Source organism: Burkholderia sp. AU15512, from assembly GCF_002223325.1.
GTDB lineage: Bacteria > Pseudomonadota > Gammaproteobacteria > Burkholderiales > Burkholderiaceae > Burkholderia.
The window spans coordinates 2,066,729-2,090,365 of record NZ_NKEX01000006.1; the positions used below are offsets into that span (position 1 = coordinate 2,066,729).

Annotated in this window: 25 protein-coding genes; 5 read left to right on the forward strand and 20 right to left on the reverse strand. The window is 65.4% G+C overall.

Features of this window, described 5'->3' with window-relative positions:
• Window position 1: 1 nt before the first annotated feature.
• The 7 genes from CFB43_RS38055 to CFB43_RS28585 all read right to left on the reverse strand — a co-directional run bounded on the left by CFB43_RS38055 (window position 2) and on the right by CFB43_RS28585 (window position 6,827).
• A complete protein-coding gene (locus tag CFB43_RS38055; protein WP_144023121.1) occupies window positions 2–481 on the reverse strand; it encodes a hypothetical protein in 480 nt (159 codons plus the stop codon).
• 313 nt (window positions 482–794) lie between these two features.
• Window positions 795–1,019: a hypothetical protein gene (locus CFB43_RS28560; RefSeq protein WP_144023122.1), complete on the reverse strand. Its 225-nt coding sequence runs from the start codon at window positions 1,017–1,019 to the stop codon at window positions 795–797.
• Window positions 1,020–1,152: 133 nt separating this feature from the next.
• Window positions 1,153–3,015 carry a methyl-accepting chemotaxis protein gene (locus CFB43_RS28565; RefSeq protein WP_089497503.1) on the reverse strand — a complete coding sequence of 621 codons (1,863 nt, stop codon included), beginning with the start codon at window positions 3,013–3,015 and terminating at the stop codon, window positions 1,153–1,155.
• Between the two features lie 169 nt (window positions 3,016–3,184).
• Window positions 3,185–3,865, reverse strand: coding sequence for an OmpA/MotB family protein (locus tag CFB43_RS28570; RefSeq protein ID WP_089497504.1), 681 nt, complete (start codon window positions 3,863–3,865; stop codon window positions 3,185–3,187).
• Window positions 3,866–3,904: 39 nt separating this feature from the next.
• The gene (locus CFB43_RS28575; RefSeq protein WP_089497505.1) at window positions 3,905–4,669 is read right to left on the reverse strand and encodes a flagellar motor protein; all 765 of its coding nucleotides are present in this window, start codon (window positions 4,667–4,669) and stop codon (window positions 3,905–3,907) included.
• Between the two features lie 13 nt (window positions 4,670–4,682).
• Window positions 4,683–5,924 carry a cyclic nucleotide-binding domain-containing protein gene (locus CFB43_RS28580; protein ID WP_089497506.1) on the reverse strand — a complete coding sequence of 414 codons (1,242 nt, stop codon included), beginning with the start codon at window positions 5,922–5,924 and terminating at the stop codon, window positions 4,683–4,685.
• 237 nt (window positions 5,925–6,161) lie between these two features.
• Window positions 6,162–6,827, reverse strand: a complete 666-nt coding sequence (locus tag CFB43_RS28585; protein WP_089497507.1) for a glutathione S-transferase family protein — start codon at window positions 6,825–6,827, stop codon at window positions 6,162–6,164.
• Between the two features lie 289 nt (window positions 6,828–7,116).
• On the opposite strand from CFB43_RS28585, the gene CFB43_RS28590 reads away from it, so the two are divergent.
• A complete protein-coding gene (locus CFB43_RS28590; RefSeq protein WP_089497508.1) occupies window positions 7,117–8,472 on the forward strand; it encodes a polyhydroxyalkanoate depolymerase in 1,356 nt (451 codons plus the stop codon).
• A 105-nt stretch (window positions 8,473–8,577) separates the two neighbouring features.
• Here the strand turns inward: CFB43_RS28590 and CFB43_RS28595 are convergent, their stop codons facing one another.
• The 12 genes from CFB43_RS28595 to kdpA form a co-directional block, all read right to left on the reverse strand.
• Window positions 8,578–9,045 carry a DUF3761 domain-containing protein gene (locus CFB43_RS28595; RefSeq protein WP_089443092.1) on the reverse strand — a complete coding sequence of 156 codons (468 nt, stop codon included), beginning with the start codon at window positions 9,043–9,045 and terminating at the stop codon, window positions 8,578–8,580.
• 60 nt (window positions 9,046–9,105) lie between these two features.
• Window positions 9,106–9,243, reverse strand: a complete 138-nt coding sequence (locus CFB43_RS38555) for an HHHH-motif protein (protein ID WP_167347852.1) — start codon at window positions 9,241–9,243, stop codon at window positions 9,106–9,108.
• 314 nt (window positions 9,244–9,557) lie between these two features.
• A complete protein-coding gene (locus CFB43_RS28600) occupies window positions 9,558–9,992 on the reverse strand; it encodes a cupin domain-containing protein (protein ID WP_089497509.1) in 435 nt (144 codons plus the stop codon).
• A 93-nt stretch (window positions 9,993–10,085) separates the two neighbouring features.
• Window positions 10,086–10,853, reverse strand: coding sequence for an ABC transporter ATP-binding protein (locus tag CFB43_RS28605; RefSeq protein WP_039344915.1), 768 nt, complete (start codon window positions 10,851–10,853; stop codon window positions 10,086–10,088).
• A gap of 33 nt (window positions 10,854–10,886) precedes the next feature.
• A complete protein-coding gene (locus tag CFB43_RS28610; RefSeq protein ID WP_089497510.1) occupies window positions 10,887–11,600 on the reverse strand; it encodes an ABC transporter permease in 714 nt (237 codons plus the stop codon).
• Window positions 11,597–12,286, reverse strand: coding sequence for an ABC transporter permease (locus CFB43_RS28615; RefSeq protein ID WP_041493367.1), 690 nt, complete (start codon window positions 12,284–12,286; stop codon window positions 11,597–11,599). The genes CFB43_RS28610 and CFB43_RS28615 overlap by 4 nt, the downstream gene beginning before the upstream one ends.
• A gap of 174 nt (window positions 12,287–12,460) precedes the next feature.
• A complete protein-coding gene (locus tag CFB43_RS28620) occupies window positions 12,461–13,234 on the reverse strand; it encodes an ABC transporter substrate-binding protein (RefSeq protein ID WP_089497511.1) in 774 nt (257 codons plus the stop codon).
• A 273-nt stretch (window positions 13,235–13,507) separates the two neighbouring features.
• Window positions 13,508–14,260 carry a response regulator gene (locus CFB43_RS28625; RefSeq protein ID WP_089497512.1) on the reverse strand — a complete coding sequence of 251 codons (753 nt, stop codon included), beginning with the start codon at window positions 14,258–14,260 and terminating at the stop codon, window positions 13,508–13,510.
• Window positions 14,257–15,963, reverse strand: coding sequence for a DUF4118 domain-containing protein (locus tag CFB43_RS28630; protein WP_089497513.1), 1,707 nt, complete (start codon window positions 15,961–15,963; stop codon window positions 14,257–14,259). The genes CFB43_RS28625 and CFB43_RS28630 overlap by 4 nt, the downstream gene beginning before the upstream one ends.
• Before the next feature lie 80 nt (window positions 15,964–16,043).
• Window positions 16,044–18,092 (reverse strand): potassium-transporting ATPase subunit KdpB, encoded by a 2,049-nt coding sequence (kdpB, locus tag CFB43_RS28635; protein ID WP_089498175.1) that lies wholly within the window; start codon window positions 18,090–18,092, stop codon window positions 16,044–16,046.
• Window positions 18,093–18,148: 56 nt separating this feature from the next.
• Window positions 18,149–18,850 (reverse strand): potassium-transporting ATPase subunit KdpC, encoded by a 702-nt coding sequence (gene kdpC / locus CFB43_RS28640; RefSeq protein ID WP_179254917.1) that lies wholly within the window; start codon window positions 18,848–18,850, stop codon window positions 18,149–18,151.
• A gap of 10 nt (window positions 18,851–18,860) precedes the next feature.
• The gene (gene kdpA / locus CFB43_RS28645) at window positions 18,861–20,564 is read right to left on the reverse strand and encodes a potassium-transporting ATPase subunit KdpA (protein ID WP_089497514.1); all 1,704 of its coding nucleotides are present in this window, start codon (window positions 20,562–20,564) and stop codon (window positions 18,861–18,863) included.
• Here kdpA and CFB43_RS39225 point away from each other — a divergent pair.
• Window positions 20,563–20,733: a hypothetical protein gene (locus CFB43_RS39225; RefSeq protein WP_174975849.1), complete on the forward strand. Its 171-nt coding sequence runs from the start codon at window positions 20,563–20,565 to the stop codon at window positions 20,731–20,733. The two genes, kdpA and CFB43_RS39225, sit on opposite strands and share 2 nt — an antisense overlap.
• Here the strand turns inward: CFB43_RS39225 and kdpF are convergent.
• The gene (kdpF, locus tag CFB43_RS39230; RefSeq protein WP_089497515.1) at window positions 20,703–20,876 is read right to left on the reverse strand and encodes a K(+)-transporting ATPase subunit F; all 174 of its coding nucleotides are present in this window, start codon (window positions 20,874–20,876) and stop codon (window positions 20,703–20,705) included. The genes CFB43_RS39225 and kdpF overlap by 31 nt on opposite strands.
• Before the next feature lie 242 nt (window positions 20,877–21,118).
• Here kdpF and CFB43_RS28655 point away from each other — a divergent pair, with 242 nt between their 5' ends.
• The 3 genes from CFB43_RS28655 to hutC all read left to right on the forward strand — a co-directional run bounded on the left by CFB43_RS28655 (window position 21,119) and on the right by hutC (window position 23,625).
• Entirely contained in the window at window positions 21,119–21,433 is a 315-nt protein-coding gene (locus CFB43_RS28655; RefSeq protein ID WP_089497516.1) for a hypothetical protein, read from the forward strand.
• A gap of 186 nt (window positions 21,434–21,619) precedes the next feature.
• Window positions 21,620–22,747: a porin gene (locus CFB43_RS28660; protein WP_089497517.1), complete on the forward strand. Its 1,128-nt coding sequence runs from the start codon at window positions 21,620–21,622 to the stop codon at window positions 22,745–22,747.
• A gap of 182 nt (window positions 22,748–22,929) precedes the next feature.
• Window positions 22,930–23,625 carry a histidine utilization repressor gene (hutC, locus tag CFB43_RS28665; protein ID WP_089428141.1) on the forward strand — a complete coding sequence of 232 codons (696 nt, stop codon included), beginning with the start codon at window positions 22,930–22,932 and terminating at the stop codon, window positions 23,623–23,625.
• The last annotated feature ends 12 nt before the right edge of the window (window positions 23,626–23,637 follow it).

Sequence of the window (23,637 nt, forward strand, 5' to 3'; positions counted from 1 at the left end):
TTCACGATTCAATTAATCTAACGACCCCAAAGCGCCGGATAATTTTGACACGCTGGACTTTATCCAGACAGACGGACTCGAATGGATATCTTGGAAGCTTACTCCGAAAAGCTATTGGCACAACCGGTGCAGATAACCAACTAACGCGCCCACGGCCAACAAAAATCGCTTTTAGCTCGAACCACTTCGTATCAGCCATCTCGCACTTTAATTCTGCGTGTAATCGGAGCACAAAATCGATGACATAAGGCAATCGAGTGAAAGCTGGCAATCGGTTAATATTTTTGGTTTTTGTTGGTTGGTGCGTTGCCTCTAAAATTGGCGATGCAGTGGAAACGCGTCGCCCACGGCGTCGAGCCATAAGATTATTGATATTTCTGAAAGCTTTCGTCAGCCGGTCGCAACCGGCCGCAACCGGACGGTCATCCCGACAAAACTGAAGCGAAACGGTTGCTTCCTGTTGAGCAACGTTATCCAGCATTACTTGCGTATCGGACACAAGCTGCGAATGTCGTCTCTGCGCGAGCAAACAATTCGCAAAATAATCCTGCCGCCTCTCCTCAGCCACCCGTCCCACGCCACAAGCCGTAATCCCCGACACCATCGCCCTCCGCCAGAGGGCACAGATCGCTCCCCTGCTTCATTGCTGCCGCCAAAAAATTCGAGCTTCCGGCACCCCATCCCGATTTTCCCCGAGCGGCAGCACCTTCACCACCGCATCATCGGCGATCACACTTGTATAAAACGTCCCATTATCGGAAATAACGGCAACATTAACCTCAAACTTTAGCCCATTATCCGCAGTTCTTACAGAAAAACCCTCTCACCTTCACCGTCCCGACAGACTTAACGAGCCATGCATCCACCTCGTCAGCATATTTCTTGTCCATATCCACTCGATCTTCCATCCTGGCCGCGTCCACCTTCTCCGCAAAATTCTCCCGATAAACCAGATGAGAATCCGTCGGCGCCCCGGCAACGTTCGCCCCCAGCGCTGCAATGACGACGAGCAACACCACCGCCCCCACTCCAGCCTTCAATCTTTATTTGAGAAAACGTTATTGAATCCCGCACCGACATGCAAAAACGGCCACCGTAACCTCACGGCAGCCGCCCTCATAAACATCCCAACTCCAAACCACCAATCAACCCTTACTCATCCACCTTGAAAGCCGACACCAATCGAGTCAATTCCGCCGCCTGCTGCTTCAAGCTCGCCGCAGCCGCCGCGCTTTCTTCCACCAGCGCCGCATTCTGCTGCGTCATCTGATCGAGCGACTGCACCGCGTCCCCGATCTGATCAATCCCGGCGCTCTGCTCCAGGCTCGCCTCGGCGATCTCGCTCATCATCGCGCTCACGCCCTGCACCTGCGACACCACATCGCGCATCACCTTCCCCGCCTCACTCACCAGCCGCGACCCGGTATTCACCGTCCCCGCGCTATGCTCGATCAGCGTCTTAATCTCCTTCGCCGCCTGCGCGCTGCGTTGCGCCAGATTCCGCACTTCCGAAGCCACCACCGCAAACCCACGCCCCTGCTCCCCAGCCCGCGCCGCTTCCACCGCCGCATTCAGCGCAAGAATATTCGTCTGGAACGAAATACTGTCGATCATCACGATGATCTCGGAGATCCGCTGCGACGCGTCGCTGATCTCCTGCATCGTGGTCACGACTTCACCCACCACCTGCCCACCACGCGCCGCCGTATCGGCGGCACCGTTGATCATCTTCGCGGCCGTGGTCGCCGTTTCGGTGTTGTTCCGCACCACGGCCGTGATCTCTTCCATCGACGAAGCCGTGCGCTCCAGGTTGCTCGACTGCCCTTCGGTGCGTTCACTGAGGTCCGCATTCCCGGTCGCAATCTGCGCCGACCCGGTCGCAATCGACGACGAAGCCGCGCGAATGCTGTGCACCAGCGTCGACAGCGACGACACGAACCGGTTGAACGCATCCGACAACTGCCCGATCTCGTCCTGGCTCTCGACCGTCATCCGGCGCGTCAGGTCGCCCTGACCGCTGGCGATCTCCGACAGCAGTGTCGCCGCGCGACGAATCGGCGCGGCAATCGCACGCCCCACCAGCCAGATCACGAGCAGCGCGACACCCAGCCCCACCACCGCCGCAACCAGCGCCGCGCTGCGAATCGCACGCGTCACCGGCCCGAGCAACTCAGCCTGCGGCACCTCGACGACCACATACGCATTCAACTCCGGAATGAACGACGTCGCGATGAAACGCGCGCCGCCATCACCGTTGTAGCTCAGATACGCATACGGCTGACCAGCCAGCAGCGTCGCCGACGCATCCCCCGGCAACCCCTGCTGATCCTTCATGAAGTGCTTCCCATCGATCAGCGCCGTATCGCGATGCATCATGATCGCGCCATCGGGACGCACGAGATACGCGAACCCGGTCTCGCCGATCCGGTAAGCAGCGATACCCTTCGCGAGCGCATCGACGGACAGGCTCATACAGGCCGCACCAATCGGCACACCATCAAGCTCGACACGGCTGTTGATGAACATCATGTAACCGCCGACCGTCACCTCGCGGTCCATGTTCACGTCGAACGCCTTCCCGGACGACAGGAAGCCGGTCAGCCACTGATCCTTGTCGGTCACCTTCCGCTGCAGGCCGGATTCGTTGTAGTAGTTGCCGCTCTTCACCGACACCCACTGCACCGACGCGGCCTTCTGCTCGTCCTTCACGTTCTTCGCGAGCTGGATCCAGTTGCGCGTGCCGGCGTCCGGTTCGCCGTCGGCTTCCCATTGCAGCAGGAACGCATCGCGCGCGAGAATCCGCGACGCGGCGATCGGCCCGGCCATCTGGCGCTGCACGTCGGCGCGGATGCCGTTCACGGCCGTCGGCAGCTCTTCGCGCACGACGCGATCGCGCACCGCGTTGCCGATCAGGCGGATGCTGAGCCCGCTCGAGATCGCGACGAACACGAGCAGGCAACTCGTCATGCTGAGAATCAGCTTGTTCTGTATGGAAAGCTTGCGCCAGAAATGCATGGGGAACCCTCGATAACCGCTCGGTCTGAGCCAGTTTGGGTTATCGGCATGCAAGCGCAGAACCGCATCGCTGATTTCACATGCTCATCATGCGAGATTCGTTATGTTGTTGTCAGGCGGGCATATGCGGCCGCCTATAGATGCGCGAACAACGAAAATTCAGCGCGAATCAGTATGCAACGAAGATCGTGACACGCCGGTTGCGCGCCCGCGCGGCGGCATCGTCGCCCGCGACGAGCGGCTGCGTATCGGCCCGCCCGATCGCCGCGAGCCGGTGCGGGGCGACGCCGCGCTCGGTCAGGTAGCGCACGACACTCCCCGCGCGCGCCGACGACAGCTCCCAGTTCGATTCGTATTTCGCGTTCGCGATCGGCACGCTATCGGTGTGGCCTTCGACGAGAATCTCGCCGGTCGCGTGATCGCTGAGTGCCTGCGCGATCTGGTTCAGCACCGTCGACGAATCGGGCAGCAGGCGCGCATCACCTACGTTGAACAGGATCTTCGCGTCGATGCCGATCTCGACGCCATGCGGCGCTTTCACGAGCGAGATTCGGCCGTTCGACTTCAACGAATCGAGCAACGCGAGCCACGGCGGCGAGTGCTCAGGCGTCACGGCAGCGGTAGCCGCAGCGGATGCACTCGCCGCGCTTTCCGCATGCCGCGCGAGCGTCTGGTAACGCGCATCGAGCGCGTTGTATTTCGCGAGCTGGAGCACGTACAACGCGAGAAACAGCACCATCAGCGTCGTGATGAGATCCGCGTACGAAATCAGCCAGCGGCCGGATTGCGCGCCTTCGAGTTCGTCGTCGTCGCGATCGGCGGCGGATGCGCCGTCAGTTCGAGCAGTCATGCGATTGGCATTCCGGGTTCGTCGTACTGCACACGCGCATCACGCGAGCGATTCGACCGCGCGACCGCGCACGTCGCCGGTCAGGCGCGTCTCGATCGTATGCGGCGATTCCTTGCGCGATATCGCGAGCAAGCCGTCGAGATACAGCTTGCGAAACCGCAGCTCGCTGTCGATCTGCGCGCGCAGCTTGCCGTAAAGCGGCAGGAACACGAGGTTCGCGAACGCCAGTCCGTACAGCGTCGCGATGAACGCGACCGCGATGCCCGGCCCGAGCTGTGCCGGTTCGAGAATATGGCTCGTCACCTGCACGAGCCCGAGCACCGACCCGAGAATGCCGAACGTCGGCGCATACCCGCCAGCCTGCTGCCACACGCGTGCGGCAGCAAGGCGGCTGCGTTCGTAGGCATCGAGTTCGCGCTGCAACGCGTCCTCGAGCACGGCGGTCGACACGCCGTTCGCCAGCAGTTCGAGGCCGCGGCGCGCGAACGGATGGATGCCGCTCACGTCCATCGATTCGAACGCGAGCAGCCCGTCGAGCTTCGCGCGGTCGCCCCATTCGAGCAGGTCGGACAGGTTCTTGCGATCGACTTCGCATGCCCGCACGAACGCGAGCCGCAACTGCTTCACCGCGTCGAAGAAGCGCGCCCACGTGTTCTGGATCATCACCGCGCCGAGCGTGCCGCCGAGCACGATGACAAGCGCCTCGAACTGGAACAGCATCGAGAAATGCCCGCCTTCCAGCGCGAAACCGAACACGATCGCCGCGCCGCCCAACACCACGCCGGCCAGGGTCAACAGATCCATGCGCGCCTCCTCGTCAAGCATCCGATGCCGACGCGACAGGCACGGTGCCCGCCGCCGGCGCCTTCGCCGCGCGAACGGCATCCAGCACGCGTTGCTCGATATCCTCGACCTCGACCGGATCGAGCTTGAGCTCACGGCGCATCACCCACGACACCTCGTTGCGCCGCGCCTCGGTCATCACGGAGAACAGCTTGTCGGCCACCGCGCGATCGTCGAGATTCGCGATCAGCTTCGCGAGATCGTACGTATCGAACGCGCTGATGACGTCGAACAGCGTGCGCTGGTCGATCGACACAAGATCCTCCAGCGCACGCACCTCTCCACGTCGCGCGTTGCGTCGCGAGAAGTACGTCACGCCCTTCTGTTCGACGTAACTGAGCACCTTCGATTTGCGGAACGCGAACAACTCGTCGGCAATCTCGCCGTTCGACAGTTTGTTGAGCAGCATCGTCTTCTCGACGCCGATCAGCGCTTCGAGGTCGGCCAGCTCGATGAGTTCGAGTTCGCTGTTGATCGACAGGTCGAGATCGTGATCGGCCACCTGCTGCGCGCGATCGATCACGCGCGCGGCGTCGAACGTGACGACCTGGCGTGCATCCGACGACGCCGCATAGTCGACCGCCCCGCCCGCGTGGTCCGCCTGCGCCGCTTCGATCGTGACGAGATTGAGCTTCTCCATGCGTCGCAGCATCGCGAGCACGTGCGGCCGCGAGTGGCCGGCAATCGCGCGGCATTTGCGGATCACGTCGGCGAGCGGCACCGACGTTTCGGCCGCATGGGCCTGCATCGGCCGGCGCGCCCAAGTATCGCCACCATCGCGCGCTTCGGCGCCCGCCATCAACGACAGCACATGCGCATACGACAGCACGCCCGGCATGAAGTCGGCATGGGTGTAGGTGGCGAGCTGGTCGTCCTTGCGCTTCACGCGGCGGATCATCGTTCGCACGATGTGACGCAGCAGCGCCGACACGCGCTCGATTTCGTCGTCGAGCATGCCGGCCGGCACGACCGTCAGTTGACAGAATGAAAGGGCCTTCGCGGTATGCGCACGCGGCTCGGCTGCGAGCAGCGCCGATTCACCGAAGAACTCGCCGCGGCCGAGTGTCGCGACGACGACGCGCTTGTCGTCGCATCGCGTGGACAGCTCGACCTTGCCGTCGGTGATCAAGAAGATGACGGGCTCACCCGCAAAGCCCTCGGAGTAAATGATCTCCCCGGGCGCCGCTGTACGCGTCCACGATTGCTGACGATTCACGTCGATTCCCCTGCTGCGCTGATTTTTTCGGACTGCGCGTCGCACGTCGAAAGCATGTGATCGCGAGTCATCCCCGTGACTCGTTTACGTCAGCGTGCTCAACATCCTTTAGGGGATTCGTCCTCGTTTCGAACCGAAATCAAGGTAAAACGTTTGCGAGTCGCGCAGCCACAGCGGAAAGTTCATTTCGATGCTAGCGCGTGTAGTGCAATTGAAAGCGCGGGGCGAACCCGTGCGTCAGAACTCCATGTCGAGTTCGTCGATGTCTTCGTGCTCCGCCTTCGCCGCATCGATCCACTCCGCGACGAACGGATGCGCGAGCACCTGCATGCAGTACTCGGCGATATCGGGCTCGAGCTTCACGTCGTAGGTCAGGAAGCGCGTGACGACCGGCGCATACATCGCATCGGCGATGCCGATCTCCGCACCGAACAGCCAGGGGCCGCCATACGCGGCCAGGCACTCGCGCCAGATCGTCACGATCCGCTCGATGTCGTGCTGCGCACGCGACCAGATGCGGAAGCCGGGGAAATGCGCGCGCAGGTTCATCGGCAACGCGGAGCGCAACGCGCTGAAACCGGAATGCATCTCGCCGCAGATCGACCGGCAATGCGCGCGGGCTCTCCGGTCTTCAGGCAGCAGCCGCGCCTGCGGCCGGATTTCGTTCAGGTATTCGGCGATCGCGAGCGTGTCCCATACCGTGTTGCCGTCGTGGGTGAGGCACGGCACGAGAATCGACGGCGACAGCAACAGCAACTCCGCGCGCGACGCGGCATCGATCGGCACGCTGACCGTCTCGAACACGAGGCCGCTCAGCTTCGCGAGCAGCCAGCCGCGCATCGACCACGACGAGTAATTGCGGCTGCTGATGGTCAGCGTCGTCTGTCCTCCGGTGACTTCCATGTCGCTCCCCTGTTCAAGACCGTTCGTGCCCCTGCACCGAAAACGGACGCCACGCGGCATCACCCGCACCATGCCGGTGCCGCGCATTCGCCGAACTGGCGCAGCGCCGCACGCTGTCTCGTCACGTGCCGCACGACAGGCCGGCCGGGCAACGCATCACGTGCGGCTGCCGTGTGTCGCGTGCTGCCTGCGTCGCCGCGTTCCCGAACCGCGTGCAACGCGCGTGCCAGCCGCAGGCTGGCACATCGCTTGCCTCGTTCCATGCAACGCGGCACAACGAGCGACAGCCATGAATCTGCTTGCCTATCCGTTCTATCAATGGTCTGCGGAATGCACGCGCCCGGCACGCGCATGGGCCGCCGCCGCACGCGTGACGATGTCGCTGTGGCCGCCCGCCACCGCGACGCCGACCGGCCGCATGCTCGACGCGCTGTGCGAACTGCTCGAATGCTGCGCGTTCTCGCATCGGCGTCCGCCGTTCGGCATCGCGTCGATCGTCGTCGACGGCGAAGCGGTGCCGATCGTCGAGGAAGCCGCCGCGGCCACACCGTTCGGCACGCTGCTGCATTTCCGCAAGGCGCGGCCGGTGGCGCGCCAGCCGCGCGTGCTGATCGTCGCGCCGATGTCCGGGCATTTCGCGACGCTGCTGCGCGGCACGGTGCAGACGATGCTCGCCGACCACGACGTGTACATCACCGATTGGCACAACCCGCGCGACATCCCGCTGACGGCCGGACGGTTCGGCTTCGACGAATACGTCGCGCACGTGATCGACTTCATCCACCAGATCGGCCCGGATGCACACGTGCTCGCGATCTGCCAGCCGACCGTCGCCGCGCTCGCGGCAGTCGCGTTGATGGCTGCCGGCGGCGATCCGGCGCAGCCCGCGAGCCTGACGCTGATGGCGGGCCCGATCGATTGCCGCGTGAATCCGACGAAGGTCAACGCGCTCGCGACGAGCCAGCCGATCGAATGGTTCGCGCGCAACCTGATCAGCGTCGTGCCGGCGGGCTTCGTCGGGGCCCAGCGCTGCGTGTATCCGGGCTTCGTGCAGGTGGGCGCGTTCATGTCGATGAATCCCGATCGCCATGCGGCGTCGTTCGCCGACCTGTATTACGAACGCGCGAAGGGCGACCCGGCGAAGGCCGACACGCTGCGGCACTTCTACGACGAATACTTCGCGACCGCCGATCTCACCGCGGAGTTCTATCTGGAAACGGTCGAGAAGGTGTTCCAGCAATACGCGCTCGCGCGCGGCGAGTTGACGGTCGGCGACCGGCTCGTCGAGCCGGCAGCGATTCATCGCACCGCGCTGCTGACGATCGAAGGCGAGAAGGACGATATCTGCGCGGTCGGCCAGACGGTGGCCGCGCAGGAGCTGTGCTCGGGGTTGCCGCCGTACCTGAAGACGCATCACGTGCAGACGGGCGCAGGTCACTACGGCGTGTTCAACGGCAGCCGCTGGGAAACGCAGATCTATCCGATCGTGCGCGCGACGATCCACGACAACGAGCCATACGATCGCACTGCCGATGCAGACGGTAACCCGGACGGCACGCACTACGTGACGTTGCGCGCGCTGCTCGACGCCCGCGCGGCCGCGCACGATGCGGCGACCGACACGCAATCGCAGCTCGCCCACTGAAGCCGGACGGCGCTGAAAATGAAACGCCCCGCCGGCGGTGGCGGGGCGTGAGGTGCGGCAGCGTGCCGACGACGCGCGAGGGAGCGGCTCGCGCGTCAGCCTGTATTACGAACAGGCCTTGCCGTGCGACGCGTGGTAGCCCTTCGCCTTCGCGTCGGCTTCCGACATATAGCTGCCGTGCTTCGTCTTGCCGTAGTACTTGTCGGTCGAGCAGTGATAGACCTTCGTGCTGTCATTGGCCCATACCTTGCCCGCGCCGCCGCCCGGCGCTGCCGCCGCGGTGGTCGCTGCCGCGCTCTTCGCCGGCGCGGTGCCCGATGCCGGGGCTGCGGAGGCTGCCGTGGCCGGCGCTGCGGCCGGTGCGCTGGCGGCTGCCGCCGACGATGCGCCGTACCAGGTCTTCACCCCCTTGTGGCCGGCGCATGCGCCCTTCTTCGATGCGCCCGAGTAGAACGAGCCGTCCTTGCATAGCCCGGTCGTGCCGGCCGGCGCGCTGGCCGGAACCTGCGCGAATGCACCGATCGACAACCCCATGCCGGCGACCAGCGCGGCGATCAACATCGTCTTTTTCATAGTCCTCTCCTGATTTGCCTGATAAAGCATGCGTTCCGGGTATCCCCGGGAAAGTCGCGGTTACCGCACCCAGCGGCACACGCGATGGTGGTGATGATCGAAATGACACACACGGTGCGAATGCGCTTCGGCCAGTGCCGGAGCAAGAACGGCACATGCCACTGCGGTGGCCGTCAGGATCTTCGCGATGCGCTTCATGAAACTCTCCCGGGTAACTCAACCGGTGATCCGGCTGGTACTTCCTTAACGTCGGTCGTCGACTCGCCGTGCACCGCATCCACGCGCAATTGACGATCTTTGACATCGCGGCGCCGTCAACGTATCGAAGCTGACGAATGTCTTTCTTTTCTTTCCGGATCTTCAGCTTCGCGACCCTTCGGAATTCGAAAGAATGTGAAGCAGGAAACGCGGAGCGCACGGAAACCTCCGTGGAACGCGCAAGAAAAAACCGCCACGAAGGCGGTTTGTCACAAACAGGCGTACGGACGATGCACGCGAAAGCACGGCGGCAGCTACGCCCCCGCCTCACCCCACGGCGTCGGCGGCGGCACCGCGCATGGCCCTTCGACATCGATCGACTTGAAATCGGCGGGCCCGACGATCTCCAGGTACTCCATGTCCGGCGAATAGTCGAACAGGTAGTGGACGATCCCCGGCGCCTGATGCACGCAATCGCCGGCGCTGACCAGCGTCTCCCGTTCGCCGTACATGAAGCGCGCCCAGCCCTTCAGCATGATCACGATATGGAACTCGGCCTCGTGACGGTGCCAGCCGGTGCCCGCCTCCGGTGCATGATTCGCCCTGACGAGTTGCGCGACGACCTTGCCGTTCGTCGCGGCCGCGATACCGAGATCGCGATACAGGAAGAAGTCGCGCAGGCCTTCGCCGCGATACGCGGTGTCCTGCGGCTTGACATGGGAAAAGGCGGTGGTGATCGGTGTGCTCATCGCGGTGCTCCTTCATCGAAAGGATCCCGCGTGACAAGCATTTAGCGTTCCAGTATGCGACGTCGCGGATGAGGCGCGACGCCGCCTGGCCGCTTACTTCAACCGCCCCGACAGAAACTGTCCGAGCCGTTCGCTCTTCGGATTCACGAGAATCTCCTGCGGATTCCCTTCCTCCTCGATCTTCCCCTGATGCAGGAAGATCACGTGATTCGACACGTTGCGTGCGAAACCCATCTCGTGCGTGACGACGACCATCGTGCGGCCTTCCTCGGCCAGCTTCTGCATCACCTTCAGCACTTCGCCCACCAGCTCCGGGTCGAGCGCCGACGTCGGCTCGTCGAACAGCATCACTTCCGGCTCCATCGCGAGCGCGCGCGCAATCGCGACGCGCTGCTGCTGGCCGCCCGACAGGTGCGACGGATACATGCCCTCGACGCGCGGCGCGAGGCCGACCTTCTCCAGGTACTTGCGCGCCCGCGCGATCGCTTCGTCCTTGCCGACGCCGAGCACGGCCATCGGCGCTTCGATGATGTTCTCGAGCACCGTCATGTGGGCCCACAGGTTGAAGTGCTGGAACACCATCGACAGCTTCGTGCGCATCCGCTGCAGCTGCTTCTGGTCGGCCACGCGCAGCGAGCCGTTGCGGTCGCGCGTGGTCTGGATCGGCTCGCTGCCGATCGTGATCTGCCCGGAGCACGGCTGCTCGAGGAAGTTGATGCAGCGCAGGAACGTGCTCTTGCCGGAGCCGCTCGAGCCGATGATGCTGATCACGTCGCCGGCCTTCGCCTTCATCGACACGCCCTTCAACACCTCGTTGTCGCCGAATTTCTTGTGCAGGTTGTCAACGGTAAGCTTGTACATGCTGGGTCCTTCCTTGCGAATCTTGCGAATGCGTTAATGGCCGCGCGGCGAGAGGTACGCGAGCCAGCGCGTCTCGAGCTTGCGGAACGCCCAGATGAGCGTGAACACGACGGCGGCGTACAGCACGGCCGCGATGCCGTAGGCCTGGAACGACATGTAGGTTGCCGAATTGACGTCGCGCGTGATCTTCAGGATGTCGGGCACGGTCGCGGTGAACGCGAGCGTCGTCGCGTGCAGCATCAGGATCACTTCGTTGCTGTAGCTCGGCAGCGAGCGGCGCAGCGCGGAAGGCAGGATGATCCGCGTATAGAGCTTGAAGCGCGACATCCCGTAGGCCATGCCGGCCTCGATCTCGCCGGCCGACGTCGCCTTGATCGCGCCCGCGAAGATCTCGGTGGCATACGCGCATTCGTTCAGCACGAACGCGAGCAGCGTGCAGTTCATCGCGTTGCGGAAGAACGTGTCGAGCAGCACGTGGTTGTGCACGACCTGCAGGCTGTAGATGCCCGTGTAGCACATCAGCAGCTGCACGTAGAGCGGCGTGCCGCGGAACACGTACGTATAGAGCCACACCGGGCCGGAGATCCAGCGGTTCGACGACGCGCGCGCGATCGCGAGCGGCACGGCGAGCGCGAAGCCGAACGCGATCGACACCACCAGCAGCCACAGCGTGATCGCGAGGCCGCTGAAGCGATAGCCGTCGGTGTAGAGATAGCTTTGCCAGTACTGGCTGACGAGTTCGATCACAGTGCGAGCCTCCGGACGCCGACGGAATAACGCTTCTCGAGGTGATGCAGCACGACGTTGGAGACCGTCGTGATCGCGAGGTAGATCGCGCCTGCAGCCAGCGTGAAGAAGAAGAAATCGAGCGTGCTCTTGCCGGCGTCCTGCGACGCCTTCACGACGTCGGCGAGGCCGATGATCGACACGAGCGCGGTGGCCTTCACGAGCACCTGCCAGTTGTTCCCGATGCCGGGCAGCGCGAAGCGCATCATCTGCGGGAACAGGATGCGGCGGAACACGCGCCAGCCGCTCATCCCGTACGCGAAGCCCGCTTCGAGCTGGCCGCGCGGCACCGCGAGGAACGCGCCGCGGAACGTCTCGGTGAAGTACGCGCCGTAGATGAAGCCGAGCGTGATGACGCCGGCCACGAACGGGTCGATGTCGATCTGGTCCCAGCCGAGCATGTCGGTGACGTTGTTCAGCAGGATCTGGATCCCGTAGAACAGCAGCAGCATCAGCACGAGGTCCGGCACCGCGCGGATCAGCGTCGTGTAGAAGGTGCCGATCGACTTGAGCATGCGGTTCGTCGACAGTTTCGCGCTCGCGCCGATGAGGCCCAGCACGAGCGACGCCGCGAGCGACAGCACCGCGAGCTTCACGGTTTCCACCGTGCCGGCCCACAACAGCGGGCCAAATCCTTGGAAGATCATAGGAGGGATCCAGAACGATGTGGCTGGATTGTCAATAGCCATTACCCGCGCATCAAACGATATCTGCGCACTACCTGATGCAGCCTGCTCATCAAGTCGGACGCATCGCGCGAAGCGGGTTGCACCCGCGACAGACGCGGCGCGCATCGCAACCGGTGCGCGCCGCGGGGAGCATCAACCGCCGTAGACGTCGAACGCGAAGTACTTCTTCTCGAGCTTCTTGTACGTGCCGTCCTTGATGATGTCGGCGATCGCGTGGTCGATCTTCGCCTTCAGGTCGGCGTCGTCCTTGCGCAGCCCGATGCCGGCGCCGTTGCCGAGCGTCTTCGGATCGTCGATGTCCTTGCCGGCGAATGCGAAGTTCGCGCCGCGCGGCGTCTTCAGGAAGCCGATGTCGGCCTGCACCGCGTCCTGCAGCGCCGCGTCGAGGCGGCCCGACATCAGGTCCTGGTACACGCCGTCCTGGTTCTGGTAAGGCACGACCTGCACGCCCTTCGGCGCCCAGTAGGCCTTCGCGTAGGTTTCCTGGATCGTGCCCTGCTCGACACCGACCGACTTGCCCTTCAGCGATTCGGCCGTCGGCTGCAAGTTCGTGCCCTTCTTCGTGACGAGGCGCGTCGGCGTGTTGAACAGCTTGTCGGAGAACGCGATCTGCTCGGCACGCGCCGGCGTCATCGACATCGACGACAGCACGCCGTCGAACTTCTTCGCCTTCAGCGCGGGAATCATCCCGTCGAAGTCGTTCTCGATCCACACGCATTTCGCCTTCAGGCGGGCGCAGATCTCGTTGCCGAGATCGACGTCGAAGCCGACGACCTTGCCGCTTGCGTCTTTCGATTCGAACGGCGGATAGCTGGCGTCGACGCCGAACCGGATCGTCGACCAATCCTTGGCGTGGGCACCGACCGCGATGCAGGCAAGGGCAATACTGAGCGCGAGTTTCTTCATGGCGTTCCTGTCAGAGGCGAACTGGGCCGGGTTCCGTCGGGCAGCGCCGCCGTGAACCCTTCCAACCCGGAGGCCGCCCGTTCCGGCGACACGCCAAGTTGTACATACAACTTTGCCTTTTCAGAAGGTGCGCCAGCAATCCGTGTTTATCTCTAATTGTCGGACCAATAGGATCGTGGGTCGCAAATTTCCTTATATTTCAATTAATTGCGAATTACATCGAGCTAAACAACAGCTTTCTCCGGGCGTTGGCGAACGACGGGGAGCGGGATTTCAGTTGTCTAGACCTGCTGGCGCCGCGCCGCGCGGCCCGTCCGCCAAGCCGACCGTTTCCAGACCGACCAGCCGGTAGCCGAACTGCAGCTCCGTCAGCAGGTGCCGCGGGCGCGCCGGCACCGGCTCGAGTTTCTGCCGCAGGTTCGTCATGTACACGCGCACGTAGTGCGCGCGGTCCGCGTCGTGGATGCCCCAGACCTCCGCCAGCAATTGCCGCGCGGCGACCACGCCGCCGCGCGCACGAATCAATGCGGCGAGCAGCCGGAATTCGAGGCGCGTCAGGTGAACGGGCACGCCGCCGCGCGCCACTTCGTGCTTGCCGAGATCGACGGTCACGTCGCCGAACCGCACGATCGACGACGATTGCCCGTCGGCCGATACGAACGCCGCGCGCCGCAACTGCGCACGCGCCCGTGCGAGCAATTCGGGCACGCCGAACGGCTTCGGCAGGTAATCGTCCGCGCCCGCATCGAGCGCCGCGACCTTCTCCACTTCCTGCTGCCGCGCCGACAGCACGATCACCGGCACCGTCGACCACTTGCGCAGCTCGCGGATGAAGGTCTTGCCGTCGTCGTCCGGCAGCCCGAGGTCGACGATCACGAGATCGGGCTTGCTGCTCGACGCATACATCCGCGCCTCGCGGGCCGTCGACGCCTCGCAGGTGTCGAGCCCTTCCTGTTCCAGCGCCATCCGCACGAAACGGCGGATGTCCGCTTCGTCCTCGACGATAAGTACGCGCGATCTGATCATGTCCGGCTCTCGTGTTCGATATCGGGCGGCGCGCCCAGGGGCAGGCGAACCTCGAACCGCGCGCCGTGCGGATCGAGCGGCACCGCGCGGATCGAGCCGCCGTGCGCGTTGACGATGCTGCGGCACAGCGCGAGCCCGAGCCCGACGCCGCTGATCGACGATTCCTTGCGTTCGCGCTCGAACGGCTCGAACAGCGGCTCGGTGTTGCGCGCGATGAAGCCGGGGCCGTCGTCCTCGACGAAGACGTACAGCGTTTCGCCGAACACGCGTGCGCGCACCGCCACGGCCGCGTCCGTGCCCGCATACTTCGCCGCGTTGTCGAGCAGGTTCATCAGCACGCGCTCGATCAGCAGCGCGTCGACGTCGATCAGCGGCAGGTCGGCCGGCAAGTCGGTGCTCACGTCGCGGCCGGCCAGCACGCCGGCCGAATGCGCGAGCGCGCTGCCGACGATCTCGTCGAGCATGTGCCATTCGCGATTCAGCCGCACGCCCTCGCTCTGCATGCGCGCGAGGTCGAGCAGGTTCACGACGAGCCCGTGCAGCGCCTCGGCCTGGTTGCGGATGCCGTGCGCGAGCGCGGCCGGCTGCCCGTCGGCCAGCCGCTCGGGCCGCTCGAGTGTCTCGGCGAGCCCGCGGATCGCGGTCAGCGGCGTCTTCAGGTCGTGCGACACAGCGGCGAGCAGCGCGTTGCGCAGCCGCTCGCCTTCGATGCGGACCAGCGTGTGCTGCGCGACACCGACGTAGTGCACGCGTTCGAGCGCCATCGCGATCGACGAGCACAGCGCGTCGATCAGGCGGCGATCGTCGGGGTCGGTGGGCACCGGCTGCGCGTCGCCGAACAGCACGAGCACGCCGCGCACGCGCATCGGCGCCTTCAGCGGCAGGTACTGCGCGGCCGCGCGCTCGAACGGCGCCAGCCCGCACCCTGCGCCACGTGCATTCTCGTAGACCCAGCGGGCGATCGGTGCTTCGACGAACCGGGCGTGCTGCGCCGGCATCAGGTGATCATCCGCATCGGGCAGCACGAGCGCGACGCGCACGCCGAGCAGCGGCGCGATCGTGCCGGTGCAGATCGATGCGATCTGCTCGGTCTCGATCGCCGCCGACAGATCATGCGCGACCCGGGCCAGCGCCGCGGAGCGCTTCTCGTTCGCGCGTGCGGCCCGCGCCTCCGCACGCAGGCGCGCCGCGAGCTGGCCGATCGCGAGCGCGACGGCCAGCATCAGCGCGAACGTGAACACGTACTGCGTATCGGACACCGCGAACGACAATCTCGGCTCGACGAAGAAGAAGTCGAAGCAGCCGACGCACACGAACGCGGCCCACGCGCCGGCGAGCCGGCCGAGCCGCAGCGCGATCAGCACGACGGTCATCAGGAACAGCATCACGACGTTCGACAGGTCGAACACGCGCAGCAGCGCGCTGGCGGCGAGTGTCGCCAGCGCGCACACGAGCGTGGCGAGCAGCAGCGGCACCGCGTACCGCGACACCCATACGTGCGTGCGCGGGTGCGCTTCGCGCACGGCCAGCATCGGCTGCGTGTCGGGCCCGGCGCCCGCGATGCGGTCGGCCAGCATCGCGCACGCGCGCAGCACGCCGCGCCAGCGGTCGCGGCGCACGCCGTCCCCGCTGCGGCGGGCGGCGGTGTCCCGCGGCCCCGTTGCCCGTCGATTCGCTTCGCTCACGTTCACATTCACATCCATGATCGCTTCCGGCAATTGAAACGCCGAACGGCCCCGCGCACGCCGCGAAGGCGTGAGCGGGGCCGAGACGGCGCGTTCGGTCAGATAAACGGCGTCAACAGCATGTCGATCAGCTTGATGCCGATGAACGGCGCGATGATCCCGCCCACGCCATAGATCAGCAGGTTGCGCCCCAGCAACTTCTCGGCCGGCTCCGCCCGATACTTCACGCCTTTCAGCGCGAGCGGGATCAACGCCACGATGATCAGCGCATTGAAGATCACCGCCGACAGGATCGCCGACGTCGGGCTGTGCAGCGCCATCACGTTCAGCGCGCCGAGCGCCGGATAGGTCGCGACGAACGCGGCCGGGATGATCGCGAAATACTTCGCGAGATCGTTGGCCACGCTGAACGTGGTCAGCGCGCCGCGCGTCATGATCATCTGCTTGCCGACCTCGACCACCTGCATCAGCTTCGTCGGGTTGCTGTCGAGGTCGACCATGTTGGCCGCCTCCTTCGCCGCCTGCGTGCCGCTGTGCATCGCGACGGCCACGTCGGCCTGCGCGAGCGCGGGCGCGTCGTTGGTGCCGTCGCCCGTCATCGCGACGAGATGGCCCTTCGCCTGGTGCTCGCGGATCAGCCGCAGCTTGTCTTCCGGCGTCGCTTCGGCGAGGTAGTCGTCGACGCCGGCTTCCGCCGCGATCGCGGCCGCGGTGAGCCGGTTGTCGCCGGTGATCATCACGGTCTTCACGCCGACCTTGCGCAACTCGGCGAAGCGCGCGGCGATCCCGTGCTTGACGATGTCCTTCAGCTCGATCGCACCGAGCACGCGGGCACCGTCGGCCACGACGAGCGGCGTACCGCCGCGTCGCGCGATGTCGTTGACGGCCGTCTCGACCGCTTGAGGAAACACACCACCGAGCGCATCGACGTGTGCGCGGATCGCCGACGCCGCGCCCTTGCGCACCTGACGCTCGCCGATGTCGAGGCCGCTCATTCGCGTGCGTGCGCTGAACGGCACGGTGATGCTGCCTGCGTTCGCGACCACGTCCAGCGAGAAGCGCTGCTTCGCGAGTGCGACGATCGAGCGCCCTTCCGGCGTTTCGTCGGCGAGCGACGACAGTTGCGCGGCCTCGGCCAGCGCACGCTCGTCCACGCCCGGCGCCGGCCGGAACTGCACGGCCTCGCGGTTGCCGAGCGTGATCGTGCCGGTCTTGTCGAGCAGCAGCACGTCGACGTCACCGGCCGCCTCGATCGCGCGGCCCGACGTCGCGAGCACGTTCGCGCGCATCATGCGGCTCATCCCGGCGATGCCGATCGCCGACAGCAGCGCACCGATCGTCGTCGGGATCAGGCACACGAGCAGCGCGATCAGCACGGTCAGACTCACCGCCGTGCCCGACGCGTTCAGCAGCACGCTGAACTGCGAGAACGGCAGCAGCGTCACGCACACGAGCAGGAAGATGATCGTCAGCGCGACGAGCAGGATCGTCAGCGCGACTTCGTTCGGCGTCTTGCCGCGCTTCGCGCCTTCGACCATCGCGATCATCCGGTCGAGAAATGCCTCGCCCGGTTGCGCGGTAATCTTCACGATGATCCAGTCGGACAGCACGCGCGTGCCGCCCGTCACCGACGAAAAATCGCCGCCCGACTCGCGGATCACCGGCGCGGATTCGCCGGTGATCGCCGATTCGTCGACCGACGCGACGCCGTCGATCACTTCGCCGTCGGCCGGAATCGTGTCGCCGGCCTCGACGAGCACGATGCTGCCGGCCGCGAGCTCGTCGCTCGGCACGCGATGGCTGGTGCTGCCGAATTGCTTCGGCTCGTCGAGCACCTTCGCGTACACGCGCTTGCGCGCCGCACGCAGCGCATCGGCCTGCGCCTTGCCGCGCCCTTCGGCCAGCGCCTCGGCCGCGTTCGCGAACAGCACGGTGAACCACAGCCAGCACGCGACCGCGAAGATGAAGCCGGCCGGCGCGTCGCCCGTGCCGGCCAGCGCCTGCAACCACAGCACGGTCGTGACGATGCTGCCGAGATACACGACGAACATCACGGGATTCTTCAACTGCACGCGCGGCGCGAGCTTGCGGAACGCCTCACGCAGCACGGCCGTCCAGCGCATCGGCGGCACGCCGCCGGCCGGCATCGCCACTGGATTGATCGGGGTTTCGATATGGGACATGAGTGACTCCGTGGTTCCTGCTATTGCTTCGCGCCGGCCGCTTGGCCGAATGCGCGGTCCAGCGCGAGGTTCAGGTCGAGCACGCGCACGCGCGGTTCGCCGAGCACGCCGAGCTGGCGCGGCAGGGCGATCCGGTCGACGAGCGCCGCGACCTGCGCGGCATCGACGCCGCGCGCCTGCGCGACCCGCGCCGCCTGCAGCCGCGCGTTAGCGACCGAGATCTCGGGATCGAGCCCGGACGCCGACGCGGTCACCGCATCCGCCGGCACCGGCGTGCCGGCGGCGAGCGCGTTCTCCTGCCGGTACGCGCGCACACGCTGTGCGATATCGGCAAGCAGCTTCTTGCTCGTCGCGCCCTGGTTGCTCGCGCCGCTGCCGGCTGCGTTGTACGGCTGGTCGACCGTCTTCGACGGATCGGCCGGATCGGTGCCGACCGTCGCGCTCGGCCGCCCGTGGAAGTACCCCGCACGCGTGAACTGTTGCCCGATCACCGCCGAGCCGACCGTCGTGCCCTGCTGCTGCACGAGACTGCCGCGCGCCTGCGACGGGAACAGCACGTTCGCGACGCCGGTGGTGAGCAGCGGATACGCGATGCCCGTGACGAGCATGAACAGCACCGACGACGCGATCACGGGCCGCACGAGGCCGCGCGTCGCCGCGCCGAACGAAGAACCGGGTGCCGGCGCGGCGGCGGCCGCTGCCTGGCGATTGCCTTGCATCATGATGTTTTCCTCAGAACAGTTGGCCGCCCGACATCATCAGGTGCTCGACGATCGGGCCGAGCGCGAGCGCCGGCAGGAACGTGAGGCCACCGACGACCAGGATCACGAAGACCAGCAGGCCGGCGAACAGGCCCGTCGACGTCGACAGCGTGCCCGCGCTTTCCGGCACGTTCTTCTTCGCGGCGAGGCTGCCCGCGACCGCGAGCATCGGCAGCAGCGTCAGGTAGCGGCCGATCAGCATCGCGAAGCCGATCGTCGTGTTGAAGAACGGCGTGTTCGCGTTCAGGCCCGCGAACGCGGAGCCGTTGTTGGCCGTGCCCGACGTGTACGCATACAGCACTTCGCTGAAGCCGTGCGGGCCGAGGTTCGCGAGGCTGTCCATCGTCGAATGCAGCATCGCGGCCACCGCGGTGAAGCCGAGGATGCTGAACGGGTGCGCGAGCACCGCGAGCATCACGAGCTTCATCTCGCGCGCCTCGATCTTCTTGCCGAGGAATTCCGGCGTGCGCCCGATCATCATCCCGACCAGGAACACCGTGAGGATGGCGAACGTGAACAGGTTGATCAGCCCGACGCCGTCGCCGCCGAACACGTTGTTCAGCATCATCTGCGCGATCGGCACGAGGCCGCCGAGCGGCGTCAGCGAGTCATGCATCGCATCGACCGACCCGGTGGTCGCGGCCGTCGTGACGGTGGCGAACAGGCTCGTCTGCGCGATGCCGAAGCGCATCTCCTTGCCTTCCATGTTGCCGCCCGGCTGCGTGGCGCTCGGCTGCGGGTCGACGCCGAGCCCGGTCACGAGCGGATTGCCGTGCTGCTCGGCCGAATAGATCACGGCGAGGAAGCCGACGAACATCACGACGAACGCGGCGAGGATCACCCAGCCCTGGCGGCGCCGGCCGATCATCGTGCCGAGCGCATAGGTCAGCGCGGACGGAATCAGCAGCATCGACAGCATGTGCAGCGTGTTGGTGAGCGGCGTCGGGTTCTCGAACGGATGCGCGGCGTTCATGCTGAAGAAGCCGCCGCCGTTCGTGCCGATATGCTTGATCGATTCGAGGCTCGCCACGGGCCCCATCACGATCTGCTGGCGCGCGCCTTCGAGCGTGGTCGCCCATGCGTCGGACGCGAGCGTCTGCGGCATGCCCTGCCACACGTACACGAGCGCCATCACGAAGCTGAGCGGCAGCAGCACGCGATAGGTCACGCGCGTGAAATCGACCCAGTAGTTGCCGAGGTCGGCCGCGCTCTTGCGGCTCAGCCCGCGGATGAAGCCGCCCGCGGCCGCGACGCCGGTCGCCGCGCTGACCACCATCAGGAACGTGATGACGGCCATCTGCGAGAAGTTCGACAGGCTGCTTTCGCCCGCATACGCCTGCCAGTTCGTGTTCGTGATGAACGACGCGGCGGTGTTGAACGCGAGGTCGGGGCTTTGCGACGCGCGCTGCAGCGCGTCGAACGGCAGCGTGTCCTGGATGCGCAGCAGCAGATAGCCGAGCAGCATCATCCCGGCATTACTGAGCAGCAGCACCATGCCGTAGCGCTGCCACGACATCGCTTCGTCGGGATTCACGCCGAGCAGCGCATAGGTCCGGCGTTCGACCCATGCGTGACGCGGGCTCGTAAAAGCGTGCGCGAGCCATTTCCCGACGACGGGCACCAGCGCCAGCATGATCGCGAGAACGATCGCGAATTGAATGAGATTGTTGAACATGTCGACGCTCGCTCAGATCCGGTCAAGGCCGGTGATGAAACCGGCCGTCAAGGCAAAGAACGCAAGCGTGAACAAGATGAAAAGCAGATCGCTCATGACATTCACCGATATTTTCGAATTCCTGTTGAATCGCGCCGATCAATACCGCTCGGGTTGGATCAATGCGTGAAACAGATAGATAAAGAGCGCGAGCGACAACGCGCCGGTGATCCACAACATGGCTTTCCCCTTTTTCCTATGCGCGGCAACGCCGCGCGATCGTCGGCGCATCGGGCCTTGCCGTTGCGGCGCAGGCCCGTGTGACGCCCCCATGCTCAGCTGGCGAATGGGATGCGACAGTGTAGAAATCCGCGTATCAAAGCGGTGTTCAATTTCTTTACGCGGAGTAAAAAAGCTGTAAAGACGAAAGCCGGCGGCGACGGCGTTTTTATGCGTTCTTTTCAGGGCCAATACGAGTCTATACACCGTGTCTTCACCGCGATTCCTAGAATGGGCGACATGTCCAAGACGAGATCTCCGCAGTACGGAGCACGATGCGACCCGGGGATGCCAGCATGAAACCGACCAGAACCGAAACCGCCGCCTCACGCGACCTGCCGCCCGTTCGTTCACGGCGCCGGTGCTCTGCCGACGAGCTCGTGCTGCTGTCGATCCGCGTCGAATCGGACAACCTCGCCGTCGTGCGGCGCCTGCTGCACCAGGCGGTCGGCACCGCGCTCAATTTCTACACGGCCGCGATCGACAACCGCACCGGGCGCGCGTGCATCGAGCTCGAAGTCGCGCGGTCGCAAGCGTCGCCCGCGATCCTGTCGATCCTGCGCCTGCTGCCGGCCGCCGAATTCGGCACGATCCGCCTGCTGCAGCACTAGCCGGCGTCCATTGCGGCCGCGCGTGACACCTGTCACGCGCGCGCTCCCCTTTCATCGATTCGAACGCGCGTTTCCGGTACGAACGCGTGCGGTTCGTCTTCGTCACGAGCCGCGCACGCTCGCCGCAGGCATGCGCGCCGGATCCGTCGTTCCCGTCGCTACGGGCCTTTCCAGGAAGCACTCACAATGAAAAAAGCAGTCGCCGGTACCCTCTCCCTCGCGTTCCTCAGCGCGGCCGCGCATGCGCAAAGCAGCGTCACGCTCTACGGGATGCTCGATGCGGGTGTCGTCTATACGAACAACCAGTCGGGTAAAAGCGCGTGGCAGCAAGGCAGCGGCCTGCTGTCGAATACGGTCTTCGGCCTGAGCGGCAACGAGGATCTCGGCGGCGGCCTGCATGCGCTGTTCCGCCTCGAAAACGGCTTCAACCTGAACAACGGCACGCAGTCCTACAAGAACACGATGTTCGGCCGCCGCGCGTACGTCGGCCTGCAGAGCGACCCGTACGGCGCGCTGACGCTCGGCCGTCAGTACGATGCCGTGGTCGATTATCTCGGCCCGCTCGCGATGGCGAACAACGGCGACGGCAACAACCTCGCGTCGCATCCGTTCGACAACGACAACCTCGACGATTCGTTCTACATCGACAACGCGGTGAAATACACGAGCCCGACGCTCGCCGGCTGGCAGTTCGGCGGCCTGTACGGGTTCAGCAACGCGGCCGGCGGCTTCGCGAACAACCGTGCGTACAGCGCAGGCGTGTCGTATGCGAACGGGCCGGTCAGCCTCGGCGCCGCGTACCTGCAGCTCAACCGCGGCGGGCTGACGGCCGGCGGTGCGCTGTCGACCAACGACGGCCCGAACTTCCCGGCCGTGCGCCAGCGCGTGATGGGCGCGGGCGGCAGCTACGCGTTCGACCGGCTGACGGTCGGCGCGCTGTGGACGCATTCGATGTTCGACGAAACGGCCGCGTCGTCGCTGCCCGGCGCGCTGAATGCGCTGCGCTTCGACAACTTCGAGGTCAACGCGCGCTATGCGCTGACGCCGGCCGTCTCGTTCGCGGGCGCCTATACGTTCACCAACGGCCGCTACGCCGATGCCACCGGCAGCCATCGGCCGAAATGGCATCAGGTGACGCTGATGGCCGATTACGCGCTGAGCAAGCGCACCGACGTGTATGCGGAAACCGTCTACCAGCACCAGTTCGGCGTGCCGGCGGGCGCGACGCTCGGGTTCGCGAACGTCACGGGGCTCGCGCCTTCGTCGAACAACACGCAGGTGGTCGGGACGGTCGGCATCCGGCATCGGTTCTGACCGCTCGCCAGCTGCCGACGGCCGGCCGCTCTGTGCAATCCCGCATGGACGCGCGCCGGCCGAACAGGGATCATGCGGGGAATCCGGGCCCGCGCGCCTGCGAAACCGGTACACTCGGCGCGGGGCGCGCGCCGGATCGGCATTCGGCGGCGGGCCGCTGCCGACTCTGGAATCGTGATCCCATGACCACACCGATCTATCAGGAAATCAAGGACTTCATCCTCGCGCGCATTCATGCCGGCGAATGGGCGGAAGGCGACCAGGTGCCGTCGGAGAACGAGCTTGCGCGCGAATTCAACGTCGCGCGGATGACCGTCAACCGCGCGCTGCGCGAGCTGACCGCCGAGCAGGTGCTCACGCGCACGCGCGGCTCCGGCACGTACGTCGCGTCGCCGAAGTACGAATCGACGCTCGTCGCGATCCGCAGCATCTCGGACGAAGTCGCCGCGCGTGGCCACGGCTATCGTGCGCAGGTGCTGCAGGTGGGTGCGGCCGTCGCCGATGCGAAGCTCGCCGACGAGTTGCAGATCGACACGGGCAGCCCGATCTTCCATTCGCGCGTGCTGCACTTCGAGAACGACACGCCGGTGCAGCTCGAGGAGCGCTGGGTCAATCCGGCCTGCGCGCCCGAGTATGCGCTGCAGGACTTCACGACGACGACGCCGAACCAGTACCTGACGCGCGTCGCGCCGCTGCAGCGCGTCGAATACCGGATCGAGGCCGCGATGCCCGACGCCGAAACGCGCCGTCACCTGACGATGGACGACCGCGAGCCGTGCCTGCTGCTGCATCGGCGCACGTGGTCGCAGGGGATGGTCGCGTCGGTCGCCAATCTGTGGCACCCGGGCAGCCGTTACCGGTTCACCGGGCATTTCTGAGCTGAGGTGGAG